At 35.2% G+C, this 23,411-nt stretch carries 24 protein-coding genes; 16 read left to right on the top strand and 8 right to left on the bottom strand.

Annotated features, from left to right (window positions below; all coding sequences use genetic code 11):
• The 3 genes from NST14_RS17930 (at nucleotide 1) to tlp (ending at nucleotide 619) form a co-directional block, all read left to right on the top strand.
• Nucleotides 1–144: an FbpB family small basic protein gene (locus NST14_RS17930; RefSeq protein ID WP_001254697.1), complete on the top strand. Its 144-nt coding sequence runs from the start codon at nucleotides 1–3 to the stop codon at nucleotides 142–144.
• 43 nt (nucleotides 145–187) lie between these two features.
• A complete protein-coding gene (gene sspN, locus NST14_RS17925) occupies nucleotides 188–322 on the top strand; it encodes an acid-soluble spore protein SspN (RefSeq protein ID WP_000527989.1) in 135 nt (44 codons plus the stop codon).
• A gap of 99 nt (nucleotides 323–421) precedes the next feature.
• Nucleotides 422–619, top strand: coding sequence for a small acid-soluble spore protein Tlp (tlp, locus tag NST14_RS17920; protein ID WP_001133509.1), 198 nt, complete (start codon nucleotides 422–424; stop codon nucleotides 617–619).
• A 28-nt stretch (nucleotides 620–647) separates the two neighbouring features.
• On the opposite strand, the gene NST14_RS17915 is transcribed toward tlp, so the two are convergent.
• The gene (locus NST14_RS17915; RefSeq protein ID WP_000614849.1) at nucleotides 648–1,940 is read right to left on the bottom strand and encodes a glycosyl hydrolase family 18 protein; all 1,293 of its coding nucleotides are present in this window, start codon (nucleotides 1,938–1,940) and stop codon (nucleotides 648–650) included.
• Between the two features lie 109 nt (nucleotides 1,941–2,049).
• Between NST14_RS17915 and NST14_RS17910 the strand changes: the two genes are divergently transcribed.
• Nucleotides 2,050–2,469 (top strand): acyl-CoA thioesterase, encoded by a 420-nt coding sequence (locus NST14_RS17910; RefSeq protein WP_000495810.1) that lies wholly within the window; start codon nucleotides 2,050–2,052, stop codon nucleotides 2,467–2,469.
• Between the two features lie 26 nt (nucleotides 2,470–2,495).
• On the opposite strand, the gene NST14_RS17905 is transcribed toward NST14_RS17910, so the two are convergent.
• Nucleotides 2,496–2,786: a HesB/YadR/YfhF family protein gene (locus NST14_RS17905; RefSeq protein ID WP_001054442.1), complete on the bottom strand. Its 291-nt coding sequence runs from the start codon at nucleotides 2,784–2,786 to the stop codon at nucleotides 2,496–2,498.
• A 108-nt stretch (nucleotides 2,787–2,894) separates the two neighbouring features.
• A complete protein-coding gene (gene plsY, locus NST14_RS17900) occupies nucleotides 2,895–3,491 on the bottom strand; it encodes a glycerol-3-phosphate 1-O-acyltransferase PlsY (RefSeq protein ID WP_000258966.1) in 597 nt (198 codons plus the stop codon).
• A gap of 225 nt (nucleotides 3,492–3,716) precedes the next feature.
• On the opposite strand from plsY, the gene NST14_RS17895 reads away from it, so the two are divergent.
• The 8 genes from NST14_RS17895 to NST14_RS17860 all read left to right on the top strand — a co-directional run bounded on the left by NST14_RS17895 (nucleotide 3,717) and on the right by NST14_RS17860 (nucleotide 14,604).
• The gene (locus NST14_RS17895; RefSeq protein ID WP_000939608.1) at nucleotides 3,717–5,573 is read left to right on the top strand and encodes an anaerobic ribonucleoside triphosphate reductase; all 1,857 of its coding nucleotides are present in this window, start codon (nucleotides 3,717–3,719) and stop codon (nucleotides 5,571–5,573) included.
• Nucleotides 5,570–6,022: an anaerobic ribonucleoside-triphosphate reductase activating protein gene (gene nrdG, locus NST14_RS17890; RefSeq protein ID WP_000867061.1), complete on the top strand. Its 453-nt coding sequence runs from the start codon at nucleotides 5,570–5,572 to the stop codon at nucleotides 6,020–6,022. Before NST14_RS17895 ends, nrdG begins: the two co-directional genes overlap by 4 nt.
• Before the next feature lie 19 nt (nucleotides 6,023–6,041).
• The gene (locus tag NST14_RS17885) at nucleotides 6,042–6,719 is read left to right on the top strand and encodes a response regulator transcription factor (protein WP_001044683.1); all 678 of its coding nucleotides are present in this window, start codon (nucleotides 6,042–6,044) and stop codon (nucleotides 6,717–6,719) included.
• 202 nt (nucleotides 6,720–6,921) lie between these two features.
• Nucleotides 6,922–8,163, top strand: coding sequence for a S1C family serine protease (locus NST14_RS17880; RefSeq protein WP_000542648.1), 1,242 nt, complete (start codon nucleotides 6,922–6,924; stop codon nucleotides 8,161–8,163).
• A 79-nt stretch (nucleotides 8,164–8,242) separates the two neighbouring features.
• Nucleotides 8,243–8,656 (top strand): CoA-binding protein, encoded by a 414-nt coding sequence (locus NST14_RS17875; protein WP_000151382.1) that lies wholly within the window; start codon nucleotides 8,243–8,245, stop codon nucleotides 8,654–8,656.
• 375 nt (nucleotides 8,657–9,031) lie between these two features.
• Nucleotides 9,032–10,996 (top strand): DNA topoisomerase IV subunit B, encoded by a 1,965-nt coding sequence (parE, locus tag NST14_RS17870; RefSeq protein WP_001062205.1) that lies wholly within the window; start codon nucleotides 9,032–9,034, stop codon nucleotides 10,994–10,996.
• Nucleotide 10,997: 1 nt separating this feature from the next.
• Nucleotides 10,998–13,421, top strand: coding sequence for a DNA topoisomerase IV subunit A (parC, locus tag NST14_RS17865; RefSeq protein ID WP_001147475.1), 2,424 nt, complete (start codon nucleotides 10,998–11,000; stop codon nucleotides 13,419–13,421).
• Between the two features lie 151 nt (nucleotides 13,422–13,572).
• Nucleotides 13,573–14,604, top strand: a complete 1,032-nt coding sequence (locus NST14_RS17860; protein ID WP_000719751.1) for an oxidoreductase — start codon at nucleotides 13,573–13,575, stop codon at nucleotides 14,602–14,604.
• Nucleotides 14,605–14,737: 133 nt separating this feature from the next.
• Here NST14_RS17860 and NST14_RS17855 read toward each other — a convergent pair whose 3' ends face one another.
• The 5 genes from NST14_RS17855 to NST14_RS17835 form a co-directional block, all read right to left on the bottom strand.
• On the bottom strand, nucleotides 14,738–15,256 hold the full coding sequence (locus tag NST14_RS17855; protein WP_076856711.1) for an NUDIX domain-containing protein: 519 nt from the start codon (nucleotides 15,254–15,256) through the stop codon (nucleotides 14,738–14,740).
• A gap of 106 nt (nucleotides 15,257–15,362) precedes the next feature.
• On the bottom strand, nucleotides 15,363–15,758 hold the full coding sequence (locus NST14_RS17850) for a DUF6262 family protein (protein ID WP_076856712.1): 396 nt from the start codon (nucleotides 15,756–15,758) through the stop codon (nucleotides 15,363–15,365).
• Nucleotides 15,758–17,638 carry a tyrosine-type recombinase/integrase gene (locus tag NST14_RS17845; protein ID WP_076856713.1) on the bottom strand — a complete coding sequence of 627 codons (1,881 nt, stop codon included), beginning with the start codon at nucleotides 17,636–17,638 and terminating at the stop codon, nucleotides 15,758–15,760. Before NST14_RS17845 ends, NST14_RS17850 begins: the two co-directional genes overlap by 1 nt.
• Entirely contained in the window at nucleotides 17,625–18,857 is a 1,233-nt protein-coding gene (locus tag NST14_RS17840; protein WP_341119038.1) for a tyrosine-type recombinase/integrase, read from the bottom strand. The genes NST14_RS17845 and NST14_RS17840 overlap by 14 nt, the downstream gene beginning before the upstream one ends.
• 259 nt (nucleotides 18,858–19,116) lie before the next feature.
• Complete coding sequence (locus tag NST14_RS17835; protein WP_001997983.1) at nucleotides 19,117–19,719, bottom strand: TetR/AcrR family transcriptional regulator; 603 nt, start codon at nucleotides 19,717–19,719, stop codon at nucleotides 19,117–19,119.
• A 155-nt stretch (nucleotides 19,720–19,874) separates the two neighbouring features.
• Here NST14_RS17835 and NST14_RS17830 point away from each other — a divergent pair, with 155 nt between their 5' ends.
• From NST14_RS17830 to NST14_RS17815, 4 genes are all read left to right on the top strand, one after another.
• Entirely contained in the window at nucleotides 19,875–20,768 is an 894-nt protein-coding gene (locus NST14_RS17830; RefSeq protein ID WP_000626603.1) for an ABC transporter ATP-binding protein, read from the top strand.
• Complete coding sequence (locus tag NST14_RS17825; RefSeq protein ID WP_163257946.1) at nucleotides 20,761–21,567, top strand: ABC transporter permease subunit; 807 nt, start codon at nucleotides 20,761–20,763, stop codon at nucleotides 21,565–21,567. Before NST14_RS17830 ends, NST14_RS17825 begins: the two co-directional genes overlap by 8 nt.
• 290 nt (nucleotides 21,568–21,857) lie before the next feature.
• A complete protein-coding gene (locus tag NST14_RS17820) occupies nucleotides 21,858–22,391 on the top strand; it encodes a sigma-70 family RNA polymerase sigma factor (protein WP_000864754.1) in 534 nt (177 codons plus the stop codon).
• Between the two features lie 12 nt (nucleotides 22,392–22,403).
• Nucleotides 22,404–23,402 carry an anti-sigma factor gene (locus tag NST14_RS17815; RefSeq protein WP_074532778.1) on the top strand — a complete coding sequence of 333 codons (999 nt, stop codon included), beginning with the start codon at nucleotides 22,404–22,406 and terminating at the stop codon, nucleotides 23,400–23,402.
• Nucleotides 23,403–23,411: the final 9 nt, after the last annotated feature.

Genomic DNA, 23,411 nt, shown 5'->3' with positions numbered 1-23,411 from the left:
ATGAGAAGAAGTCGTCGCAAATCATTTGACGAGCTTGTGAAAGAAAATAAACAACAATTATTAAGCGATCGCGATGCAATCGATCGCATTGAAGAGCGTATTGAAAAACGTTATGAAATGAAACTTTTTAAGCAAGCTGAATAATTCTTAACACTAGTACGATACTACTGTTAAGGAGGCGATAGTAATGGGTAATCCGAAAAAGAATTCAAAAGACTTTGTACCGAATCATATTGGAACACAATCAAAAAAAGCTGGTGGCAATAAAGGGAAGCAAATGCAAGACCAAACGGGTAAACAACCGATTGTTGATAACGGTTAAAGAAAAGGAGAATATTGTATTCTCCTTTTTTATGTATAAATTTGAGGGAAGATAGGTAATTTAAGATGGTGTGTATATACAATATTAGGAGGAAAGTACATGCCAAATCCAGATAATCGAAGTGATAACGCTGAAAAGTTACAAGAAATGGTGCAAAATACAATTGATAACTTTAATGAAGCGAAAGAAACAGCGGAACTTTCTAATGAAAAAGATCGTTCTGCTATTGAAGCAAAAAATCAAAGACGTTTAGAAAGTATTGACTCATTAAAAAGTGAAATCAAAGATGAATCTTAACAGAATGTACAAAAAGGGCTGACTTTTGTCAGCCCTTTTTCGTAATCGTAAAGTTTTCAACGAGTAAACGCCAATTTTGCGGGAATGGTAAACCAATCTTCCAATAACTAATACCACCTATACCTTGTTCTTTCATTAAATTAAACTTACTTTGAACAGACCGTGAATCTTCAAACCAAACTTCGTGTTGTACACCATTTTCATCGAAATAATTAAAATGAGGAGCCTGTGCTGTGAAATCATAGCGGATCGGAACATTGTATTTACGAGCTAGTGCAACAGCTGCGACAGAGCTAATTGCTTTTGCAGGCGGATTTCCTTCTTTGAATGGAAGTTTCCAATCGAATCCGTATAAATTTTGTCCCATCATAATTTTTTGCGGAGGCATTTGAGATTTTGCGTATTGAAGTACTTCTTTTACAGGACCGATAGGAGAAATAGCCATCGGTGGTCCGCCCTGCCAACCCCAGTCGTATGTCATAATGACGACGAAATCAACAATTTGACCTTGTGCTTTATAATCATGAGCTTCGAAAAATTTTCCCTTTTGATTTGAACTTGTTTTCGGTACAAGTGTTGTACTTAGTGTGTACCCATTAGGTAAGCGTGTTTTCACATTTCGTAAAAAACGATTATACGCTTCGCGATCTTCAGGTGCCACGCTCTCGAAATCAAAATGAATGTCTCGCATACCGTACTTCTCAGCTGTTTGCAAAATGTTTGTAATAAATTTATTTTGAATCGTTGCATCACGTAAAATAACGGATGTTAGATCGGCACTAAAGTTTCCATTTTCAATATTTGTAATAACGAGCATAGGAATGGTGTTTCCTTGCGTTGCAATATTAGCAATTTTAGCTGTTTCAGTTGGTTCTTTTAACGTACCATCTCTTTTTGCCTCGAAACTGAAGTAGGCTAAGTATGTTAAAAATGGATTAATAGCACGTGTTGAATTAACTAAACTTTCTTTAATGGGGATAGTTGAAGGTTGTAAATAAGCGATGGATTCTACTGCTCGTTTCGTCCCTTTTGGAATATATAATTGCTGGCCAACATGGAGAATGGATTTTAAAGATAAATTATTCACTTTAGCTAAACTAGCGAGAGGAACGTTATATGTTTGAGAGATTCGATATAAGCTATCGCCAGGCTGTACATAATAATTATTTCCTTTCGTATTCACAATTAGTGCCTGACCAACAACGAGTGTTTCAGCTGGATTTAATCCATTGTCTTTTACTATCTCGTCAGGTGTTGATCCATATTTTGATGCCAAGCTATATACGCTATCACCGCTACGAACCGTTACAATTTGAATCATATGCTTGCTCCTTTCGGTAAAAGATTCACTATTTTTATTTTATTTTTGATGTCACTGTATTATGATTAAATGTATGCAAGGTAGCAGAAGTGAAAGAAGGCGAATACATATGTTTGTAGCAGAACATGAAGTTGAAATCCGTTATGCGGAAACAGATCAAATGGGTGTTGTTTACCATTCAAACTATTTAGTGTGGCTTGAACTAGGTCGCACGAAACTTATACAAGATTTAGGGTTTTCATATGTTGAAATGGAGAAGGAAGGAATTATTTCTCCTGTTTTAGATTTGCAAATTTCTTATCGTAAAGCGATGCGCTACGGGGAAAAAGCAATTGTAAAAACGTGGGTTGATACAGTGAGCCCGCTTCGCGTTGTATATGGATATGAAATTTATAATGGTGATGGCGAACTTTGTATTACTGCAAGTACAACGAATATTTGTGCAAAAAAAGAAGGCTTCCGCCCTGTATCATTTAAAAAGTTCTATCCAGAGTGGTATGCGAAATATGAGGAAATTAAGAAAAAATAAAAAAGCGTGGCGGAAGCCACGTTTTTTTATTTTTCATAATTAAATTGCGGGAAATCATCACCGTCGTTAAATGTAACAACTAAATTATGTCCATCGAAGAACCACTCATCATCGCTTTCAATAAAGAAGTTAATATCTTCTTCTTGAATTTGCACAGCAGGATGTGCAGGATCATCTTTACGAATACCTAAAGAAAGTCCTTTTTGCACAGTACTGCAACCACCGTATTGTACGAAAAAGCGTAGTGTTTCACCTGATTGTAAGTTTAATTCGTTTTTATACCATTGTGCTGCTTCTTTTGTTACGGAAAGATTCATGTATAGTTCCTCCAAATTATGTTGCTTTTTCTTTAGTATAAAAAATAACGCAAAAAGACGCTATTAATATGCTTCACGTTTTCTTTTTGCGTTATGTGGGTTACGATCTTATTTTTGCTTTTTTGAAAAGTTTGCTTTCGGTTCAGTTTTATTTATAATTCGTCCAATATTTGCACGGTGTTTATAAATAACCATACCTGCTAATAAACACATCGCAATAATGAAGATTTTATCCCCGCTAACAATTGATGCGATAACGGCAACGACAGCTGTTACCATAGAAGAAAGTGATACGTATCTTGTTGTAAATAAAAGGCTGAAAAAGACAACAGCTAAAATTGCAAAAACAACTGGTGAGTAGCATAATAGCACGCCAGCAGAAGTTGCAACTGCTTTACCACCACGGAATTTCGCGAAAATCGGATACACATGTCCAAGAACAGCTGCTAATCCGAACCATAGTGGATGAACATCTAACGCGAAAATAATCGGTAGACTCGTTGCTAATGTACCTTTTAAAATGTCAGCAATTGTAACGATAAAACCTGCTTTTTTCCCTAATGTGCGGAATGTATTTGTTCCGCCTAAATTACCGCTTCCGTGCTCACGAATGTCAATTCCATAACCAATCTTTCCAACGACTAGTGCAAATGGAATCGAGCCAAGTAAGTAGGCAACGATAAATAAAAGATATGTAGTAACCATAAGTTCAGTCTCCTTTATTCAAATGTGTTGATAAAGGGTAAAAAGAGTTTTTCCCGTATATTGTACCATACATTTGTAAAGAGCACATTTCTTTTTTGTAAATGAAAAATTCATTATTTCGTGCAAAAAATTTCACAGGAATGTTACATTTCTCACAGAAACAATAAGACTATATGTAGTAACATTTTAATCAAAAGACAACAACATATTGGTGGAGGGTTATAAATGTTACAAAAAAATACACGTGGAGAAGAATTAATGAGAGTGTTTGAGACGATTGTCCACGGCAATGAACAAGATTTAATGCAAGAAAATGCAAATGTAGACGGCCGCTCTCCAATGGGAGTAATGGGAACGTTCGCATCTGAGAGTGCAAAATATTATGCTGTGGAAAATTTATTGTCAGATCAAGTGAAAAAAGCGATAAATGAAAATATATTATATCCACATGATTTAGATTTTTATGCGACAGGAACGACGACTTGTTCACAAATTCCGTTAGCGCAAATGCTTGCGAACGGTTTTCATACCGGACATGGACATATGAGACAACCGCAAGACATTAAAAGTGCATTAGCTCTTTCATCTATTATTTTTCAAGCGAATCAAAATATGCAGCACGGTGGTCAATCGTTTGCACTCTTTGATGTTGATTTAGCTCCATATGTGAGAAAAACCGTAGAGAGACATAAGAAACGATTACAGTCATATCCGCTCACGAAAGAACAAATAGAAGAATTTGCGTGGAAAGAAACAGAAAATGATACGTATCAGGCTTGTGAGGCTTTCATTCATAATTCAAATAGTATGCATAGTAGGGGCGGCGGGCAAGTACCGTTTATTTCTATTAATTATGGAACAGACACATCAAAAGAAGGAAGACTTTTAATTAAACAACTTTTAAAAGCGACACAAGCTGGTCTTGGTAAAGGAGAAACACCAATTTTTCCTATTCAAATTTTTAAAATGAAAAAAGGTGTGAACTTTGAAGAAAGTGATCCGAACTATGATTTATTTGAATTAGCGTTAGAGACAACGGCTGAACGATTATTCCCTAACTTTTCATTTTTAGATGCGCCATTTAATGCTGTGCATTATGATGGACGACCGGAAAGTGAAGTATGTTACATGGGATGTCGTACTCGTGTTATGTCGAACATACATGGAGAAGAAACGGCGATTGGAAGAGGGAATTTATCATTTACATCTATTAACTTAGTGAAATTAGCATTAATTAGTGGTTCAAAAGAAGCGTTTTTTGAAGCGTTAAATTATTATTTAGATTTAGGAATTAAGCAATTATTAGAGCGATTTGAGTATCAATGTACGAAACGAGCAAGAGATTTTCGATTTTTATACTCACAAGGTGTATGGCGCGGTGGAGAAAAGTTACAGCCTGAAGATTCTGTAGCATCCATTTTAAAGCAAGGGACGTTAAGTCTTGGTTTTATCGGTCTTGCGGAGTGTTTAGTAGCTTTAACAGGAAAGCATCATGGAGAAGATGAAGAATCATGGAAACTCGGGTATGAAATCATTTCCTTTATGAGAGATAGAATGGATAAAGCGACAGAAGAACATGAACTGAATTTCTCGGTAATTGCAACTCCGGCAGAAGGATTATCAGGGAAGTTTGTGAAAAAAGATAGAGAAGAATTTGGCGTGATTAGCGGTATAACAAATCATAATTACTATACGAATTCATTCCATATTCCAGTTTATTATAACATGCAAGCGATAAATAAAATTCGTTTAGAAGGCCCGTTCCACGCTCTATGTAACGGGGGACATATTACGTATATTGAACTAGATGGAGCAGCAATGCATAACAAAAAGGCATTAAAACAAATTGTACAAGCGATGGCAGAACATGGCGTTGGATACGGTTCAATTAATCACCCTGTTGACCGTTGTAAGTGCTGTAGTTATCACGGAGTTATTGGAAATGAATGTCCGAGCTGCGGAAATGAAGATGAGGCTAATATAGAAAGAATTCGCCGTATAACAGGTTATCTTGTAGGAGATATGTCGAAGTGGAATAGTGCGAAACGTAGTGAAGAGATGGATCGGGTGAAACATAAATGAAAGTGATGAACATCATTCATGATAGTGTAGTAGATGGAGAAGGGTTGCGGACAGTCGTGTTTTTTGCGGGCTGTCCGCATCGTTGTTTCGGTTGCCATAATCCGAAATCGTGGAATATTTGTAATGGAACTGAAATGACAGTAGAAGAAATTGTGAAAGAGATTGCAAGTAATCCATTAACTGATGTAACATTTTCAGGTGGAGATCCATTTTTCCAAGCTGCTGAAGTGAAAAAAGTAGCAAAAGCTGTGAAAGATTTGAAAAAAAATCTATGGATGTATACAGGTTATACGTTAGAAGAGATACAGAGTTCTCAAAATAATGATATGATAGAGTTGTTACATTATGGGGATGTTTTAGTCGATGGAAGATTTGAAATCGAGAAAAAAGATTTAACACTTCCATTTCGCGGAAGCTCCAATCAACGTATTATTCGATTGAAAGAGTAAAAAGGCGGGATAGATTATTATGAATAAAACAGTATTACTTGTTGAAGATGAAAGAAGATTACGTGAAATTGTCAGCGATTATTTTCGCAATGAAGGCTTTGAAGTAATCGAAGCAGAAGACGGAAAAAAAGCGTTAGAATTATTTGCAGAGCATGAAATTGATTTAATTATGTTAGATATTATGTTACCAGAAATAGATGGATGGTCTGTTTGTAGACGAATTAGAAAAGAATCAGCAGTACCAATTATTATGCTAACAGCACGTTCGGATGAGGATGATACATTACTAGGGTTCGAATTAGGTGCAGATGAATATGTAACGAAACCTTTCAGCCCGAAAGTGTTAGTAGCTCGCGCGAAGACGTTACTGAAACGTGCGGATGGCGTGGTAGGGGTAGCAGAAGAAAATGCTATGTCTTTAGCTGGAATAGAAGTGAATCGTCTATCTAGAACTGTTTTAGTAGATGGAGAAGAAATTATATTAACACATAAAGAATTTGAACTTCTCGTTTATTTAATGGAGAACAAAGGAATTGTGTTGTCACGTCAACATTTATTAGATCAGTTATGGGGATATGACTATTACGGTGATGACCGAACTGTTGATACTCATATTAAAAAACTACGAAATAAGCTAGGAGATAAAGCGAAGCATATCGGTACTGTTATTCGTGTTGGTTATAAATTTGAAGAATAACTCGGAACGTATTGTGTGCTTCACTCTAGGAAAATAACAATTTTATATCCTCTTTTGCAGGTAGAATGTACAAAAAATGCTTTTTTTGTCTACAATGTTAAATAAGCGTATTTTTTTAATTGGATTTCACGATGAGTTCACAAGAAGGACACAAAACGTGACTATACTGAAAATACGAATTCACCAGAGAGGGGAAGTAAACATGGGATATTACGACGGACCAAATTTAAATGAAGAGCATAGTGAAACGAGAGAAGTGAGAAAATCGGGCAGTAAAAAAGGCTATTTTTTCACAGGTTTAGTCGGAGCTGTAGTTGGGGCTGTTTCAATTAGTTTTGCGGCACCATATATGCCATGGGCTCAAAATAATGGAGCGACTGTATCATCTTTTAGTTCAGATTCAAAAGTTGAAGGTACTGTAGTTCCTGTTGTCAATAAAGCAAAAAATGAAACGGATTTACCTGGTATGATTGAAGGCGCGAAAGATGTTGTTGTAGGTGTTATTAACATGCAACAAAGCATTGATCCATTTGCAATGCAACCGACAGGTCAAGAGCAACAAGCTGGTTCAGGATCAGGTGTTATTTATAAAAAGGCAGGAAATAAAGCATATATTGTAACGAACAATCATGTAGTAGATGGTGCAAATAAACTTGCTGTAAAACTGAGTGATGGCAAGAAGGTAGATGCAAAGCTTGTAGGGAAAGACCCTTGGTTAGATTTAGCTGTTGTTGAAATTGATGGTGCTAATGTTAATAAAGTTGCCACTTTAGGTGATTCTAGTAAAATCCGTGCGGGTGAAAAAGCAATTGCAATCGGTAACCCATTAGGATTTGACGGAAGTGTAACGGAAGGTATTATTAGTAGTAAAGAACGTGAAATTCCAGTAGATATCGATGGCGATAAACGTGCAGATTGGAATGCTCAAGTTATTCAAACAGATGCAGCAATTAACCCTGGTAATAGTGGTGGTGCGTTATTTAACCAAAACGGAGAAATAATTGGGATTAATTCAAGTAAAATTGCACAACAAGAAGTTGAAGGAATTGGATTTGCTATTCCAATTAATATCGCAAAACCAGTTATTGAATCTCTTGAAAAAGATGGAGTAGTAAAACGTCCAGCGCTTGGAGTAGGTGTTGTTTCATTAGAAGATGTGCAAGCTTATGCAGTCAATCAATTGAAAGTACCGAAAGAAGTAACAAACGGTGTTGTATTAGGTAAAATTTACCCAATATCACCGGCTGAAAAAGCAGGTTTAGAGCAATATGATATTGTAGTAGCATTAGATAATCAAAAAGTAGAAAATTCACTTCAATTCCGTAAATATTTATATGAAAAGAAAAAAGTAGGAGAGAAGGTAGAAGTTACATTCTATCGTAACGGTCAAAAAATGACGAAAACAGCTACTTTAGCAGATAACTCAGCTACAAAGAATCAATAATCGGAATAAAAGAAAGTCTCTTTCATATTGAAAGAGACTTTCTTTATCGGCTATACTAAAGGAATAGGAGGGATAATTTATGACAATTGAAAACCCAACTCGTACGGAAATTGGTGAAGTATTAAAGAAAAGCAAAACGATTGCAGTTGTTGGTTTATCGGATAAGCCAGAACGTACATCGTATATGGTTTCAAAAGCAATGCAAGATGCTGGATACCGCATTATTCCAGTTAACCCAACAGTAGATGAGGTGCTTGGAGAAAAGGCAGTTGCTTCACTAAAGGATATTAAGGAACACGTTGACATTGTAAATGTATTTCGTCGCTCAGAGTTTTTAATGGATGTTGCAAAAGAATTTGTAGAGATTGATGCAGATGTTTTTTGGGCACAATTAGGAGTACAAGATGAAGATACATACAAACTTTTAAAAGAAAAAGACTATACTGTAATAATGGATCGTTGTATAAAAGTAGAACATGCGATGACAAAATAGTATAGATTGTAAAGGTAGGAAGATTGCTTCAGCCCTCATGATAATAAGTAGGGCCGATGAACGAGGTGTTCATCATGAGATTTTTTAAAGGCTGTTTTTGGGGATTGTTACTTGTAATCCCGTTTTGGATCTTGATCATTTGGATCATAATAAAGGTTTGGAATGTGTAATCTTGGAATACATATCCATTTCTCGTTGACAAACGATTATTTTTCTGAAATAGTAGCCTAGAGGAATCCTTGTGAAAAAACAAGGATTTTTCTATTGAAAATGGTATATAAAAGAGATAAGATAACTTGCCAAAACGATAGTCGAGGCGTTATTCTATAATAGAAACATATGTTCTGATTTTGGATTAGGAAAGGGGCAAGGAGTTTGGCGAAGCATCAGTTCCAATATAATGAAGATGCGATTCAAGTGTTAGAAGGACTTGAAGCCGTTCGAAAACGCCCGGGTATGTATATCGGGAGCACGGACAGCCGTGGATTGCATCATTTAGTATACGAAATAGTAGATAACTCCGTTGATGAAGCGTTAGCGGGATTTGGCGACGAAATTTCTGTCGTAATACATAAAGATAATAGTATTAGCGTTATAGATAAAGGGCGAGGAATGCCTACGGGAATGCATAAGCTTGGAAAACCTACACCAGAAGTTATTTTAACTGTACTTCATGCCGGTGGTAAGTTTGGTCAAGGTGGTTACAAAACCAGTGGTGGTTTACACGGTGTTGGGGCGTCAGTTGTAAACGCCTTATCTGAATGGTTAGTCGTAACGATTAAGCGTGACGGAAATATTTATGAACAACGCTTTGAAAATGGCGGTGTTCCTGTAACGACGCTTGAGAAAATCGGAAAGACGAAAGAATCTGGTACGACAATGCATTTCAAACCAGATACAACGATTTTCAGCACAACAAATTACAATTATGAAACATTATGTGAGAGATTACGTGAATCTGCATTCTTATTAAAAGGGATGAAAATCTCAATAAAAGATGAAAGAAATGATTTAGAAGATGTCTTTCATTATGAAACAGGAATTGAAGCTTTCGTTTCCTATTTAAACGAAGAAAAAGATTCAATTCACCCAGTTGTATACTTCACTGGTGAACAAAATGGGATTGAAGCAGAACTAGCATTTCAATTTAACGATGGCTACTCAGAAAATATTCTTTCGTTTGTAAATAATGTACGTACAAAAGATGGTGGAACACATGAAGCTGGATTTAAGACAGCGATGACGCGTGTGTTCAATGAGTATGCTCGCAAAGTTTCACTATTAAAAGAAAAAGATAAAAACTTAGAAGGTACAGATATTCGTGAAGGTGTAGCGGCTATCGTTTCTGTACGTGTACCAGAAGAAGTACTTCAGTTTGAAGGACAAACAAAAGGGAAACTAGGTACAAGTGAAGCTCGTTCTTCAATTGATGCCATTGTATCAGAGCATTTGGCTTACTTTTTAGAAGAAAACCCGGACGTAGCCACACTTCTTGTGAGAAAAGCAATTAAAGCAGCGCAAGCACGTGAAGCTGCTCGTAAAGCGAGAGAGGAAGCGCGTACTGGTAAAAAGAAAAAGAAATCAGAAGGTACATTAAGTGGTAAGTTAACACCTGCACAATCACGTAACCCGCAGAAAAATGAACTATACCTAGTAGAGGGTGACTCTGCCGGTGGTTCTGCAAAACAAGGGCGAGATCGACGCTTCCAAGCGGTATTACCGTTACGTGGTAAAGTAATTAATACAGAAAAAGCAAAGCTTGCTGATATCTTTAAAAATGAAGAGATTAATACAATTATTTATGCGATTGGCGGCGGTGTAGGCAATGAATTCGATGTGGAAGACATTAACTACGATAAAGTTGTAATCATGACCGATGCCGATACAGACGGAGCGCATATTCAAGTATTGTTATTAACATTCTTCTACAGATATATGAAACCACTTATCGAAGCTGGTAAAGTGTTTATCGCACTTCCTCCTTTATACAAAGTAAGTAAAGGAAAAGGAAAAAGTGAAGTAATTGAATACGCATGGTCAGATGATGAATTAGATGAAGTAACGAAAAAAGTTGGAAAAGGTTACATGTTACAGCGTTATAAAGGACTTGGCGAAATGAATGCGGATCAATTATGGGAAACAACGATGAATCCTGAAACGCGTACATTAATTCGCGTGAAAATTGATGATGCAGCAAGAGCAGAGCGCCGCGTAACAACATTAATGGGCGATAAAGTAGAACCGCGCCGTAAATGGATTGAGCGCAATGTACAGTTTGGTATGCAAGAAGAAGGAAATATTTTAGAAAATGAAATGATTATGGAGACGGAGGTGGAATAACATGCAAGCAGAGAAGTTTCATGACCTCCCGCTTGAAGACGTGTTAGGTGATCGCTTTGCACGTTATAGTAAATATATTATTCAAGATCGCGCACTTCCAGATGCGCGTGACGGCTTAAAACCAGTACAAAGACGTATTTTATATTCTATGTATGTAGAAGGAAACGTGCACGATAAAGCGTTCCGTAAGTCAGCTAAAACAGTCGGTAACGTTATTGGTAATTATCATCCGCATGGTGATTCCTCTGTATATGAGGCGATGGTACGTTTAAGCCAAACTTGGAAAGTACGTAATGTTTTAGTTGAAATGCATGGTAATAACGGCAGTGTTGATGGGGATCCGGCAGCAGCAATGCGTTATACGGAAGCACGATTATCACCAATTGCATCGGAGTTATTACGTGATCTTGATAAAGAAACAGTAGAATTCGTGTCAAACTTTGATGATACGAGTGAAGAACCGGTTGTTTTACCAGCAGCGTTCCCGAACTTATTAGTGAACGGATCTACAGGAATTTCCGCAGGTTATGCAACAGAAATTCCTCCGCATCATCTTGGAGAAGTTATTGACGCTACAATGATGCGTATTGATAAACCGAATAGTACTGTTGATGATTTATTAACAGTTATGAAAGGACCAGATTTCCCAACAGGTGGTATTATTCAAGGGATTGATGGTATTAAAAAGGCGTATGAAACAGGTAAAGGTAAAATTATTATTCGCGGGAAAGCAGAGGTTGAAACGGTTCGTGGCGGGAAACAGCAAATCGTAATTACTGAAATTCCATACGAAGTAAATAAAGCAAACCTTGTTAAGAAAATGGATGAGTTACGCCTAGATAAAAAATTAGATGGCATTGCTGAAGTACGTGATGAGACAGATCGTACAGGTCTTCGCATTGTCGTAGAATTAAAAAAAGAAGCAAATTCTGAAGGTATTTTAAATTATTTATATAAAAATACAGATTTACAAATTCCATATAACTTTAATATGGTAGCGATTAATAATCGTCGCCCAACGCTTATGACATTACCGAAAATTTTAGATGCATATATTGGCCATCAAAAAGAAGTTGTTACGAGACGTTCACAATATGAATTACGAAAGGCAGAAAATCGTCAACATATTGTAGAAGGTTTAAAGAAAGCATTATCGATTTTAGACCAAGTTATTGAAACGATTCGTGCTTCAAAAGATAAGCGTAATGCAAAAGATAATTTAAGTGCGAAATTTGGTTTTACAGAAGCGCAAGCGGAAGCAATTGTATCCTTGCAATTATATCGTTTAACGAATACAGATATTACAGCGCTACAACAAGAGGCAGATGAGCTTAATAAGAAAATTATTGAGCTACAGGCAATTTTACAAAGTGAAAAAAGATTACTTCAAGTTATTAAAACAGATTTAAAGAGAGTTAAGAAAACATATAGTGATGATCGACGCGCGATTATTGAAGATCAAATCGAGGAAATTAAAATCGATGTAGAAGTGATGATCCCACAAGAAGATGTCATCGTTACTGTAACGAAAGAAGGATATGTGAAACGTACTGGATGGCGCTCACATAATGCCTCAAATGGCAAAGACTTCGGTATGAAAGAGGGTGACATCTTACTTGAACGATTCGATACGAATACGACAGAGACAGTCCTCTTATTTACGAATAAAGGAAACTATATATATCTGCCAGTATACGAAATGCCAGATATTCGTTGGAAAGATTTAGGGCAGCACGTTGCTAATATCGTTTCACTCGACCGGGATGAAACCATTATTTGGGCAACTGTCGTACCGAACTTTGAGGAAGAAAAGCGATTTATCGTATTTGTAACGAAGAACGGTATGATTAAGAAGACAGAATTAAACCAATATAAAGTACAACGTTACTCTAGAGCATTCGTTGCTGTAAACTTGAAAAAAGATGATGAAGTTGTTGATATATTTGCGACAGATGGAACGAGTGATATCGTTCTTGCTACACATGGTGCATATGCACTTATTTTCCATGAAGATGAAGTAAGTCCAGTCGGTGTAAGAGCCGCTGGTGTGAAAGCAATTAATTTAAAAGAAGATGACTATGTCGCTTCTGGTAAACCATTAAATGCTGATAAAGATCAACTTATTCTCGTAACGCAGCGCGGTGCTGTAAAACGCCTAAAAGCATCAGAAATTGAGAAATCAACGAGGGCGAAGCGAGGTCTTGTTATTTTCAAAGAATTAAAACGTAATCCATACCGCATTGTCGGTATTGAAATCGTTCGAGACGATGAACTAGTTTATATGAAGACAGAGAAACATATCGTAGAAGAAATTGATCCGAAAGCGTATCGAAATAAAGACCGGTATAGTAACGGTAGTTTAGTGCTAGATGTTAACGATACTGGTGAAGTTATTGAAACATGGACGAAAAAAAGACCGGAATAAAAAAAGCATCTTGCCATGAATAATGGCAAGATGCTTTTTTCTAGGCAACTTATTATGTAAATAATAATAATCTTGTTATAATAACTGAATGAAATCGTTCTCATGAAGTGGACTTACTACCCACAAATAGCGGGATAAATGGAGGGGCAACATGAAAAAAATAGGTGTAGGGATTGTAGGGTTTGGATTTTCTAGTACAACATTTCACATCCCATTATTACAAACGATAGAAGAATACGATATTCGTGCCGTATTATCTTCAAAAGAAGAGGTAGTAAAAGAAACATTACCGAATGCTAACGTCTTGAGTACAATTGATGAATTGGTGAAGCGAGCTGATATTGATTTAGTTGTTATTACTTCACCAAATACAACTCATTTTCCATATGTAAAAGAAGCAATATTAAACGGTAAGCATGTTGTTGTAGAGAAACCATTTGTTGTTTCAATTGAAGAAGGAGAAGAGCTTATTTCATTAGCAAAGAAACATAATGTGGTATTAAGTGTATATCATAATCGCCGTTTTGATAATGATTTCTTAACGATAAAGAAATTATTAGAAGAGGATAGAATAGGAAATGTATACGCATATGAGGCGCATTTCGATCGCTTCCGTCCACATGTACGTGATCGATGGAGAGAAAAAAACTTACCAGGATCAGGTATATTATATGACTTAGGCTCGCATTTAATTGACCAAGCATTATCATTATTTGGGAAACCAAATGCAATCAGTGCAGATGTAATCAAACAACGACCAGGTGCAGAAATTGATGATTATTTCCACATAGTACTTCATTACGGAGTTAAACGTGTCATTTTACGTAGTAGCAGTTATGTGAAAAAGGCAGGTCCACACTTTACACTGCATGGAGATAAAGGTTCTATCGTGAAATACGGTATGGATTCACAGGAAGAACAATTAAAAAATGGAATGAAGCCAGGCGATAACGGTTATGGGGTAGACATTGAACAGAATTTTGCTACTCTAGAAACAGAAGAAGAGTCAGTACGTATTCCAACAGAAGTCGGCTGTTATGACATGTACTATAAAGGTGTAAGAGATAGTATTATAAGTGGTGAGAAATTACCTGTGATAGCACAAGAAGGTTTAGAAGTTATTAAGTTGATTCAATTAGCGGTTGAAAGTAGTGAAACGGGTAGAGTTATCACTATAAAATAAAAAAGACACGAAATTCTTAAATATATATAAGGATAGTTAATCACCTAAAAATATAGCCTGTATCTTTGATTACTTAGTAATCAAAGATACAGGCTATTTTTATTGTGTATTCCTTTTTTAATTAAAGCACCCGTTAGTTAAAAATCGGCAGTTCCCAATCCTCTAAAAGTCCCCAAGTAATTTCAGGGTTTCCTTTTAAAGATTTCATTGAGCCTACATATACTTTTTCAGTGGATTTACCTATTTCGTTGAAATGCTTAACTATTTCATTGGTAGTGGCTGAAACATTCTGGTTTGGAATATCCTTATAATCTATCCATTTTAATGAACCTTCATCACTTTCAATTAAAGTAGCATTTTTAAATACATTTCCAAAGAACACATACTGTATTCGAATTTCTTGCTTTCCCTTTACTCTAAGTACAATGTATCGAAGTGTTAGATTGTTTATGCAATCACTTTTTAAACCTGTTTCTTCTTCAATTTCTCTTAAACATGCTTCCTGGGGTTCATTGATTTCATCACCTTCAATATGTCCACCAATTGGAACTAAAAACCCTGCGAGAAAAGTATCTTTTTGCTTTTTTTGAAGAAACAAAACTTCTTCTTCTTCACTTAAAAGGAAAGCGACTGCCATTTGTCTAAGTCTCAAAAATTCCAACCTCCTGTTATTTCTAATCACACATCCAACATTATAACTTCGCAATCTTTCTTCAATTGTCCTGCACCGTTAGTTGAAGAAGAAACTATTCCCATCATTATTTATGCGCCAACTTCCCAAGTAAAAGGGCATTGTCCTTTTTTAGTTTTCTATTTTCTTCGTCTAATTCAGCTATTCTTCTTTTCAGTGACTCAATCAGCTTGTCCTTTGAACTTTCACTAAATCTCTGTTTTTTTGTGATAACCTTTAATCTCTGGTTTTGTTTCATTATTGCTTCATCAATTGGTTTAAGAAGTTCCTCTTTGTATGAGTAAAGGAATGTTTTACTTACTCCTGCCTTTCGGCATATTTCAGCTTTTGATATAGGGTTACTTATAGGGTCATCAAGGAGCGTTAGTTCCTTAAGAACGGCTAAAACAGCTTGTTTCTTTAACTCGCTTTCCATTTTCTTTGATTCAACCATTTTGGCGGTATTTGGTCTCATATTAGCCATTAATGGACACCTCCTGTGTAGAAATGTTTTGAGGCATCGAATGTTTCACCCTTTTCAATGATTTCCAATGCGGTTTGATAGAACTGAACTACCTTGTCAAATTCCTCAATTTTTTCATTTAGTCCAATTTGTTTCGCTTGGTTTAAATGCGTTGTAAAGGCATCTATTGTATCTATAACTGCGTTTTTATGTCTCGGCAATATCTTTTTCTTAATGCACGTTTTACAAGCTACCTGGTGAGGACAGGAAGGCATTTTATAAGGATGCTCACAACATCCGTCACCTTGGTCGAAAATGGCGATAATTTTGTTTTTGACCCATTTGTTATCACCGAAAATTTCTTCTTGCTCTGGGAGATTATCTTTAATTGCTGTAGCATCAGATTTAAGAAGTTTATCTTTAAACTCCTTTTTTAAACGTTGTTGGTAGACCTTAATATACTTTTCTGTCATGATAACTGATGAATGCCCTAAAAAGTTTTTAACAGCGTATATATCGACTCCTGCATCAATCATTTCGGTGGCTACTGTATGCCTGAACTGGTGTGGAGATATTTTATAAATATCTCCAGACTCTGCACCAATATCTGATAATGGGATTTGATTACATATTTTAGACAGTACATATTGATAAATGGTGGCATAACTAATAGACTTCGTTATCGGAGTTTTTTCTTGAGCGAAAGTAATAACTTCCCTAAATAAATACTTTTGCTTATCAGAAGTAGGGGGTAAATCTTTTACCCGTTCCTTTTGGCGTAAAATTGCCCGTTCCACCATATTTCTTCCTTTGGAGTCCTTTAAATGTGCTAATGGCACGACCAAATCTTTTTTGATTTTTGCAATGCGATGGTCAAGAAAAAGTTGTGGGTCTCCATCCAAATCATATTTCAGACAATCAATATCACTTCCATCTGCAATTAAGTGAGCTATGTCCTCAACACGTCTTCCTGTATATCTTAAAATGACAATTAAATCCCAATAAGTCGGGGATATAATAGGAGTTTCCTCACCATCTTCCAATAGGGGGATTACTGTATTTTCCAAGTAATCATCCAATTTTATTTTAATATGTGGTGGAATGGGTCTTGGTAGGATTTCTACCGTTTTAGGCGTATCATAACTAATCAATAAAGTGTCTGTTTTTGGTCCATCGGACCATTTATTTTCGTACATATATCGGAACATAGAACGGGTAGTTATTATTGCTCTGATAGACTTGTAGTTAGAACGTGAATATATGTCAGGAAGAATTTTTTCGATATGTTCCTGTCTATTTAGCTCCTTAAAAGATTTGATATTTGGAAATTTATCATGCAATATACTAAAAAAATCACTCAAATATTGGATGTTTTCTTTAAACGTTTTAGCTTCCCAAGTTCCAAGCATATTTACAAAATACCTTTTTACCGTTTGGCGTAAATGAGTATTTTCCAATTTAGTCAATTTAACGATAAATTGAACAGGAGAAAGATGTTTTGGATAATTCTTCAATAACCTTCTTACATCCCACACATCTTCTTTGAGATATTCTTCTCGTTCTTTTGGGTTTTTAATGTATTCAACTTCGTGATGGGCAGGGTAGTCATCTTCGTAGTGTCTTACCTGAACACCCATGTTTTCTAAAAGCTCAGTGAACCGTTCATCTTTAATAGCGTTATACCAGGTAAATGTACTTTTATATCCTGCTATAGTAGATAATTCGTCATACTTTTTATCTCGGTTTTCAGGTTGTTGTAAGACTTCAAAAAATGTTTTCTGCCCCTTACTCATCCAAGATGTATCAATAGCTCCAACGGGAAAAGGAGTTACAGTTGCTTTTGTTTCTAAGTTTTCCGAACCTGATGAAATAGGATGAATTGTTGCTTTAATTTTTACCATTTTCTCGCTCCTTACGTTTTTCTTCTCTATAATCACTCATTCGCTTGTACTCTTTTTTATGGTCTTCTACATTTAAATGTGCGTATATACCCATCGTTGTCGACACGTTTTTATGACCAACTCTTTCGGAAATGTATTTCCAGTTTATCGGTTCACCTTTGATGATGTATTCTCTTGCTAATTCGGTAACATGAGTATGTCTTAATTTGTGGGTGTTTAACTTAATCTTTGTTTTTTTGTTGTAATAGTTAAGGATTGATGAGAGGGTTGATTTTTTCATTGGTTTACCATTTTCAATAGGATTATTACTATTAACCACCACAAATAGAAAGTCGCTATCAGGGTCACTGTTTACCCAATCACTACTAATATATCTATCTATTAAAACCATTAGGTCAGTTGGTAAGTGAACGAACCTGTCTCTTCCATACCCCGCTTTAGCTCTCGAACCGTTTTCGTTATCAGGTCTGAAACGAACATGAATACCTTGCTCACCATAATCAATGTCTTCAAGTTTGATGCCTAACAGCTCACCAGACCTTACACCACCCTCTTTTAGAACAAGAAGGATAATCTTATCTCGTAAGAGATTAACAGCCTCTAAATACTTCTTAAAGTCCTTTTGTTCAATGGTCTTTGGGATAATTTGAGGAACCTTTGATTTAAGAGTATTTTTCTGTACTGTTTTATTCCTTCTTGTATGAGCCAACATATCTTTGTCCCTCATCGCATTTGTAATCATTACATTACGGTAGACAACAGGATTATCTTTTATCCTGCCACTGGCTTTGAGCCAAAGGAATAAAGAGCTTACTCTATCTATAATTGCATTAACAGTTGTAACTTTTATGTCGTCATCCTCATAGTCGTAATCTAACATGTCTACATTTTCATAAAACCTATATGGGTTCTTTAACCACAATTTGAATTTTGTTAAAATATCAGGTTTACCATCAGTGTCCAGAATTTGTAATCCTTTAATCTTTAAAAATACAACGAAATACCATAAGTGATAACAGTATGTTCTTATTGTATTAGGAGATACCTCTCGTTCAGCTCTTGCCTGTATTATATCGAGATATTCTTTTACTAATGGTATGAAATCAAGGTTTTCATCCATGAGATAATACATTACACCATTTTTTGTTTGTGCCTCTCGTATAGATATAACTTCATGCCATTTACCTTTTAGTGTTTTTTCTTTTTTAGGTATATTCATCTAACTATTAACTCCTTTAACCCATTTATTAAAATCAAGGTCCTCGGACTACCGTCCTGCGGAGTGCTATCCTCGCACCGAGGCTACATTCCCCCTTTTATCAAAAGAATATAATTAATATTCTGATAATAACATGGATTATCTATTATTACTATGTATTTTAAATTTATCCGTTTAGATAAAAAAAGATAGTAGGGATAATCAATCCTTACTATCTTTACTGTTAATATTTATATATCTTTAAGAATTTCGTGTCTTTTTATTTTTGTGGAACAGAAAGACCATAGAAGAACATAGTGACTATATCTTGTATATGTTTTTCACGATCCCCTTCAAGAAGCTGTGCCCCGAAATCATCACCTAATTTAGTAAACATTTGAATGTAAAGTAACATCATTTCTTTAGTAAGGTGGGGATTAATTTCATTTTTTTGCTGTGCTTGTTCTAATATTTCTAAATACCAAGGCAAGATTTTTTCGTTTTGATAACTATAAATAAACTTTCGGAGCTCTTCATCTCTTTGCATCATTTGTAGTAACATATCCGGCTGAAATAATCCGCCAGTATTCATTTTTCTTACAATCATTTTTTGCATCATATCATGAAAAGGTAATTTCTCTTCAGCAAGCTCTTTATAATATTGAAATTCAGATGTTATAAATTCTTGTATAAGTTCTCTAAATAACGCGTCTTTACTTCCGAAATGATTATAAATGGTAACTTGAGAAACGTTTGCTTCTTTTGCAATATGTTCTATTTTCACTTCATTAAATCCACGTTCTGAAAATAATAAGAAGGCTGCCTCTTTTATGGCGCGTCTTTTCTTTTCTTTCACTTTTTCAAAGCCGTTCAATGCAATCACCTCAATTAAAATATACAAGAAAAAATAATGGAAAACAATATTTTTGAAATATGGACATATAAATATTTCAAAAAGTTGTTGCGAATATGGAAGAGGAGGAGTACAATAATTTTGAAATATCATACATTAAATATTTCAAAAAATGAGGTGGATTTATGATTTCAGTTCAAAATGTTACAAAACAATTTTCGAACGGAAAGGGCTTGTTTCATATTACATTTGATGTAAAAGAAGGAGAAGTGTTCGGTTACTTAGGACCGAATGGTGCAGGTAAATCAACGACGATTCGTAATTTAATGGGATTTATAAAACCGACATCTGGAAAATCTTCAATTTTTGGATTGGATTGTTGGAATGAAGCAGCGAAAATTCAAAGGGAAGTTGGTTATTTGCCGGGTGAAATTTCTTTTATTGAAGGAATGAACGGATTAGAATTTCTGAAGTTAATGCAAGGAATGCGTGGGCTAAAGGATACGAAAAGACGAGATGAACTAATAGAACGTCTGCAATTTGATGTGAAAACACCAATTCGCAAAATGTCTAAAGGAATGAAACAAAAAGTAGGAATTGTTGCTGCATTTATGCACGATCCGGAAGTGTTAATTTTAGATGAACCGACTTCAGGACTCGATCCACTTATGCAGCAAGTATTTATAGATTTAATAGTAGAGGAAAAGCAAAGGGGAAAAACGATTCTTATGTCTTCACATATTTTCACTGAGATTGAGCGTACATGTGACCGAGTAGCGATTATTAAAGATGGGCGCCTTGTAACGGTTGAAAATATTCATGATTTACAAGGGATGAGACGACAAGTGATAGATGTAACCGTATCATCAGAGGAAGAGATTGATTCTCTTACAAAATGTAATTTGCAATTTGAAGCGGTAAAAGGTAGAGAGGCATCGATTATTGTACAAGGAAACTATCAAACTGTTTTACAAATACTTTCAAACTATAATGTAACGGCACTTCAAACGAGAGCAATGGATTTAGAACATTTATTTATGCATTATTACGATAAGAAAGAAGGGGTAAAGCATGAATAAGCAATTGTTTTTAGCTAGTTTGAAAGAGACGCAAAAAAGTATTTTGAGTTACGCAACTGGTGCAGCTCTATATTTATGGTTGTTAATTTGGATATTCCCTTCAATGGTATCAGCGAAAGGTTTAAATGAATTAATAAGCGCTATGCCTGATAGTGTGAAAAAAATTGTTGGCATGGAAAGTCCGATTCAAAACGTAATGGATTTTTTAGCTGGTGAGTACTATAGTCTATTGTTTATTATCATATTAACAATTTTTTGCGTTACAGTTGCAACACATTTAATTGCCCGGCATGTAGATAAAGGGGCGATGGCATATTTATTAGCGACACCTGTATCTAGAGTGAAAATTGCAATCACACAAGCCTCTGTTCTCATATTAGGACTACTAATTATTGTAGTTGTTACGTATGTAGCGGGCATAGTAGGTGCAGCATGGTTTTTAAGTGATAATAACTTAAATAAAGAATTATTCATAAAGATAAATATAGTAGGAGGGCTCATATTTTTAGTCGTTAGTGCATATTCATTTTTCTTTTCTTGTATATGTAATGATGAAAGAAAAGCACTTAGCTACTCAGCAAGTTTAACTATTTTATTTTTTGTACTAAATATGGTAGGTAAATTAAGTGATAAGTTAGAGTGGATGAAAAGTCTATCGTTATTTACACTGTTTCGTCCAAAAGAAATTGCGGAAGGAACGTATAATATATGGCCGGTAAGTATAGGTTTAGCTGCGGGAGCGCTTTGTATTTTTATAGTAGCGATTGTATTGTTTAAGAAGAGGGATTTACCGTTGTAGAGTAGAAAGTCCACTATATGAGTGGACTTTTTTTGATGAGGAGGAAACGAATGGGTTGCAGCTATATGTAAATGATGTAGAAAAGTCATTATTGTTTTATAAGAAAATAATTGCTTTGAAGTTGTCGATCCAAATGGATATCTCCTCAGAGTTACGTATAAAAAAGGTAAACATGAAAAATGTTTACCTTTTTTATGAAAATATTCAAAAAAATGAACCTTTTTCTAGGCTCATACGTCTAATACATGTAAAGTTAAATTTGAAGCGAGGATGAAACAGGAGGAGCAATTGTGAAAGTAATCCCTTTATATAAAATGTTGGTAAAAGAAGAAACAGATGTTTCCTTAGCGAAAAAAGGTGATCATGAAGCTTTTATGACTCTTATACATACAGAAAAAGTGAAGATGTATCGTATTGCAAAGGCTATGTTACGTGATGAGACAAATATAGAGGATGCGATACAAACAACAATTTTAAAAGCCTATGAAAATATAAAAAAATTAAAGAAGGAAGAGTTTTTTCAAACTTGGTTAATTCGAATTTTAATGAATGAATGTAACAACATTATTAGAACGTATAAAAAGGTAATTGTGACAGAAGAGAATGATTACAATATGAGTGCGTGCGATCAGTATGAAGATATAGATTTGTGTAATGCGATTCAATCGTTACATGAAGAGTTAAGAGCTGTTACGGTGCTTTATTATTATGAAGATATGAATCAAGAGAGTATAGCGAAGCTTTTAGAAGTACCAAAAGGAACAGTGAAATCGAGATTGGCACGTGCGAGGGAACAACTACAGAAACGATTAAAGATGGAATAGGAGGTGCAAAGGATGGATAATGAAAAAATATTTGATGAGAAATTAAAAAAGAGAATAAACGAAGAGAATGTTATAGTACCGCCAGAGTTAAATGAAAAGATTAATCGTACACTACATAGTCTTCCGGTAAAAAAGAAAGGTTACAGAGTTTATATGATGGTTATAAGTGCTGCTGTTCTAGCACTTTCCATTGTGTCTATGTCGGAGTTTTCTGATCAAATTTTTGCTCAAAACGGCGGAGTTTTTGAATATGTAAAGAAAAAGGCATTTTCTGATTACGAAAACGAAGAGGAAATAAAAGCAAATGCAAATTATCCAGATAAAGAAAAGATTCATGAAAAGATGCTAGATTCCATTGATCATTTTAATAATATTTCAGGACAATTTGAGGAATATTCTAGTTCGTCAAGAATTGCTACAACATACAAATATGCGATTGATACGGAGCAACAAAGAGGTATCTCTTCGAAAGAAGATAAACTAGCGAAAAAACGAACCATTATATATAACGAGGGCAAGAAAAAAGAATTTGATGATGAGAAGTATACGTACAAAGAAACAAAATGGAGCCCGAAAGAAAGAAACTATGAACTATTAAAATTAAATCCTACGGGAAGGTTATTGAGAAAATCAGGTGAGAAAAAAAGATATGATGATGAATATGTGGGATTCGCGAAGTATAGTATTCAATCCGAATTTGCTGATCTATTAATCCGATATAAAGATTGGAATTATAAAGAAACGAAGTATCTTGGACTGGATTGCTACAAAATAGAAGGGACAATAAATATAGAAATGCCTGTAAGTACATCTGAAGATTTAAGAGGGAAATTTGAAATGGTTGTAGAGAAAAATACAGGGATTATGCTGAAATTCCTTAGTTTCCACGAAGGTATGATTCAATATTCGATTACAACTGAATGGATACAAATAAACAAAGGATTGAAAGAGAATACATTTCAAAAGGAAAGCACTAATTATGAGAAAGTGAAAAATATATTAGATGAATAGAAAACGGAG

Origin of the sequence: Bacillus sp. FSL W8-0519, assembly GCF_038005585.1 — a bacterium.
Lineage (GTDB): Bacteria > Bacillota > Bacilli > Bacillales > Bacillaceae_G > Bacillus_A > Bacillus_A paranthracis.
The sequence above is the reverse complement of the archived record's forward strand: the minus strand, read 5'-3'. Positions and strand labels throughout refer to the sequence as shown.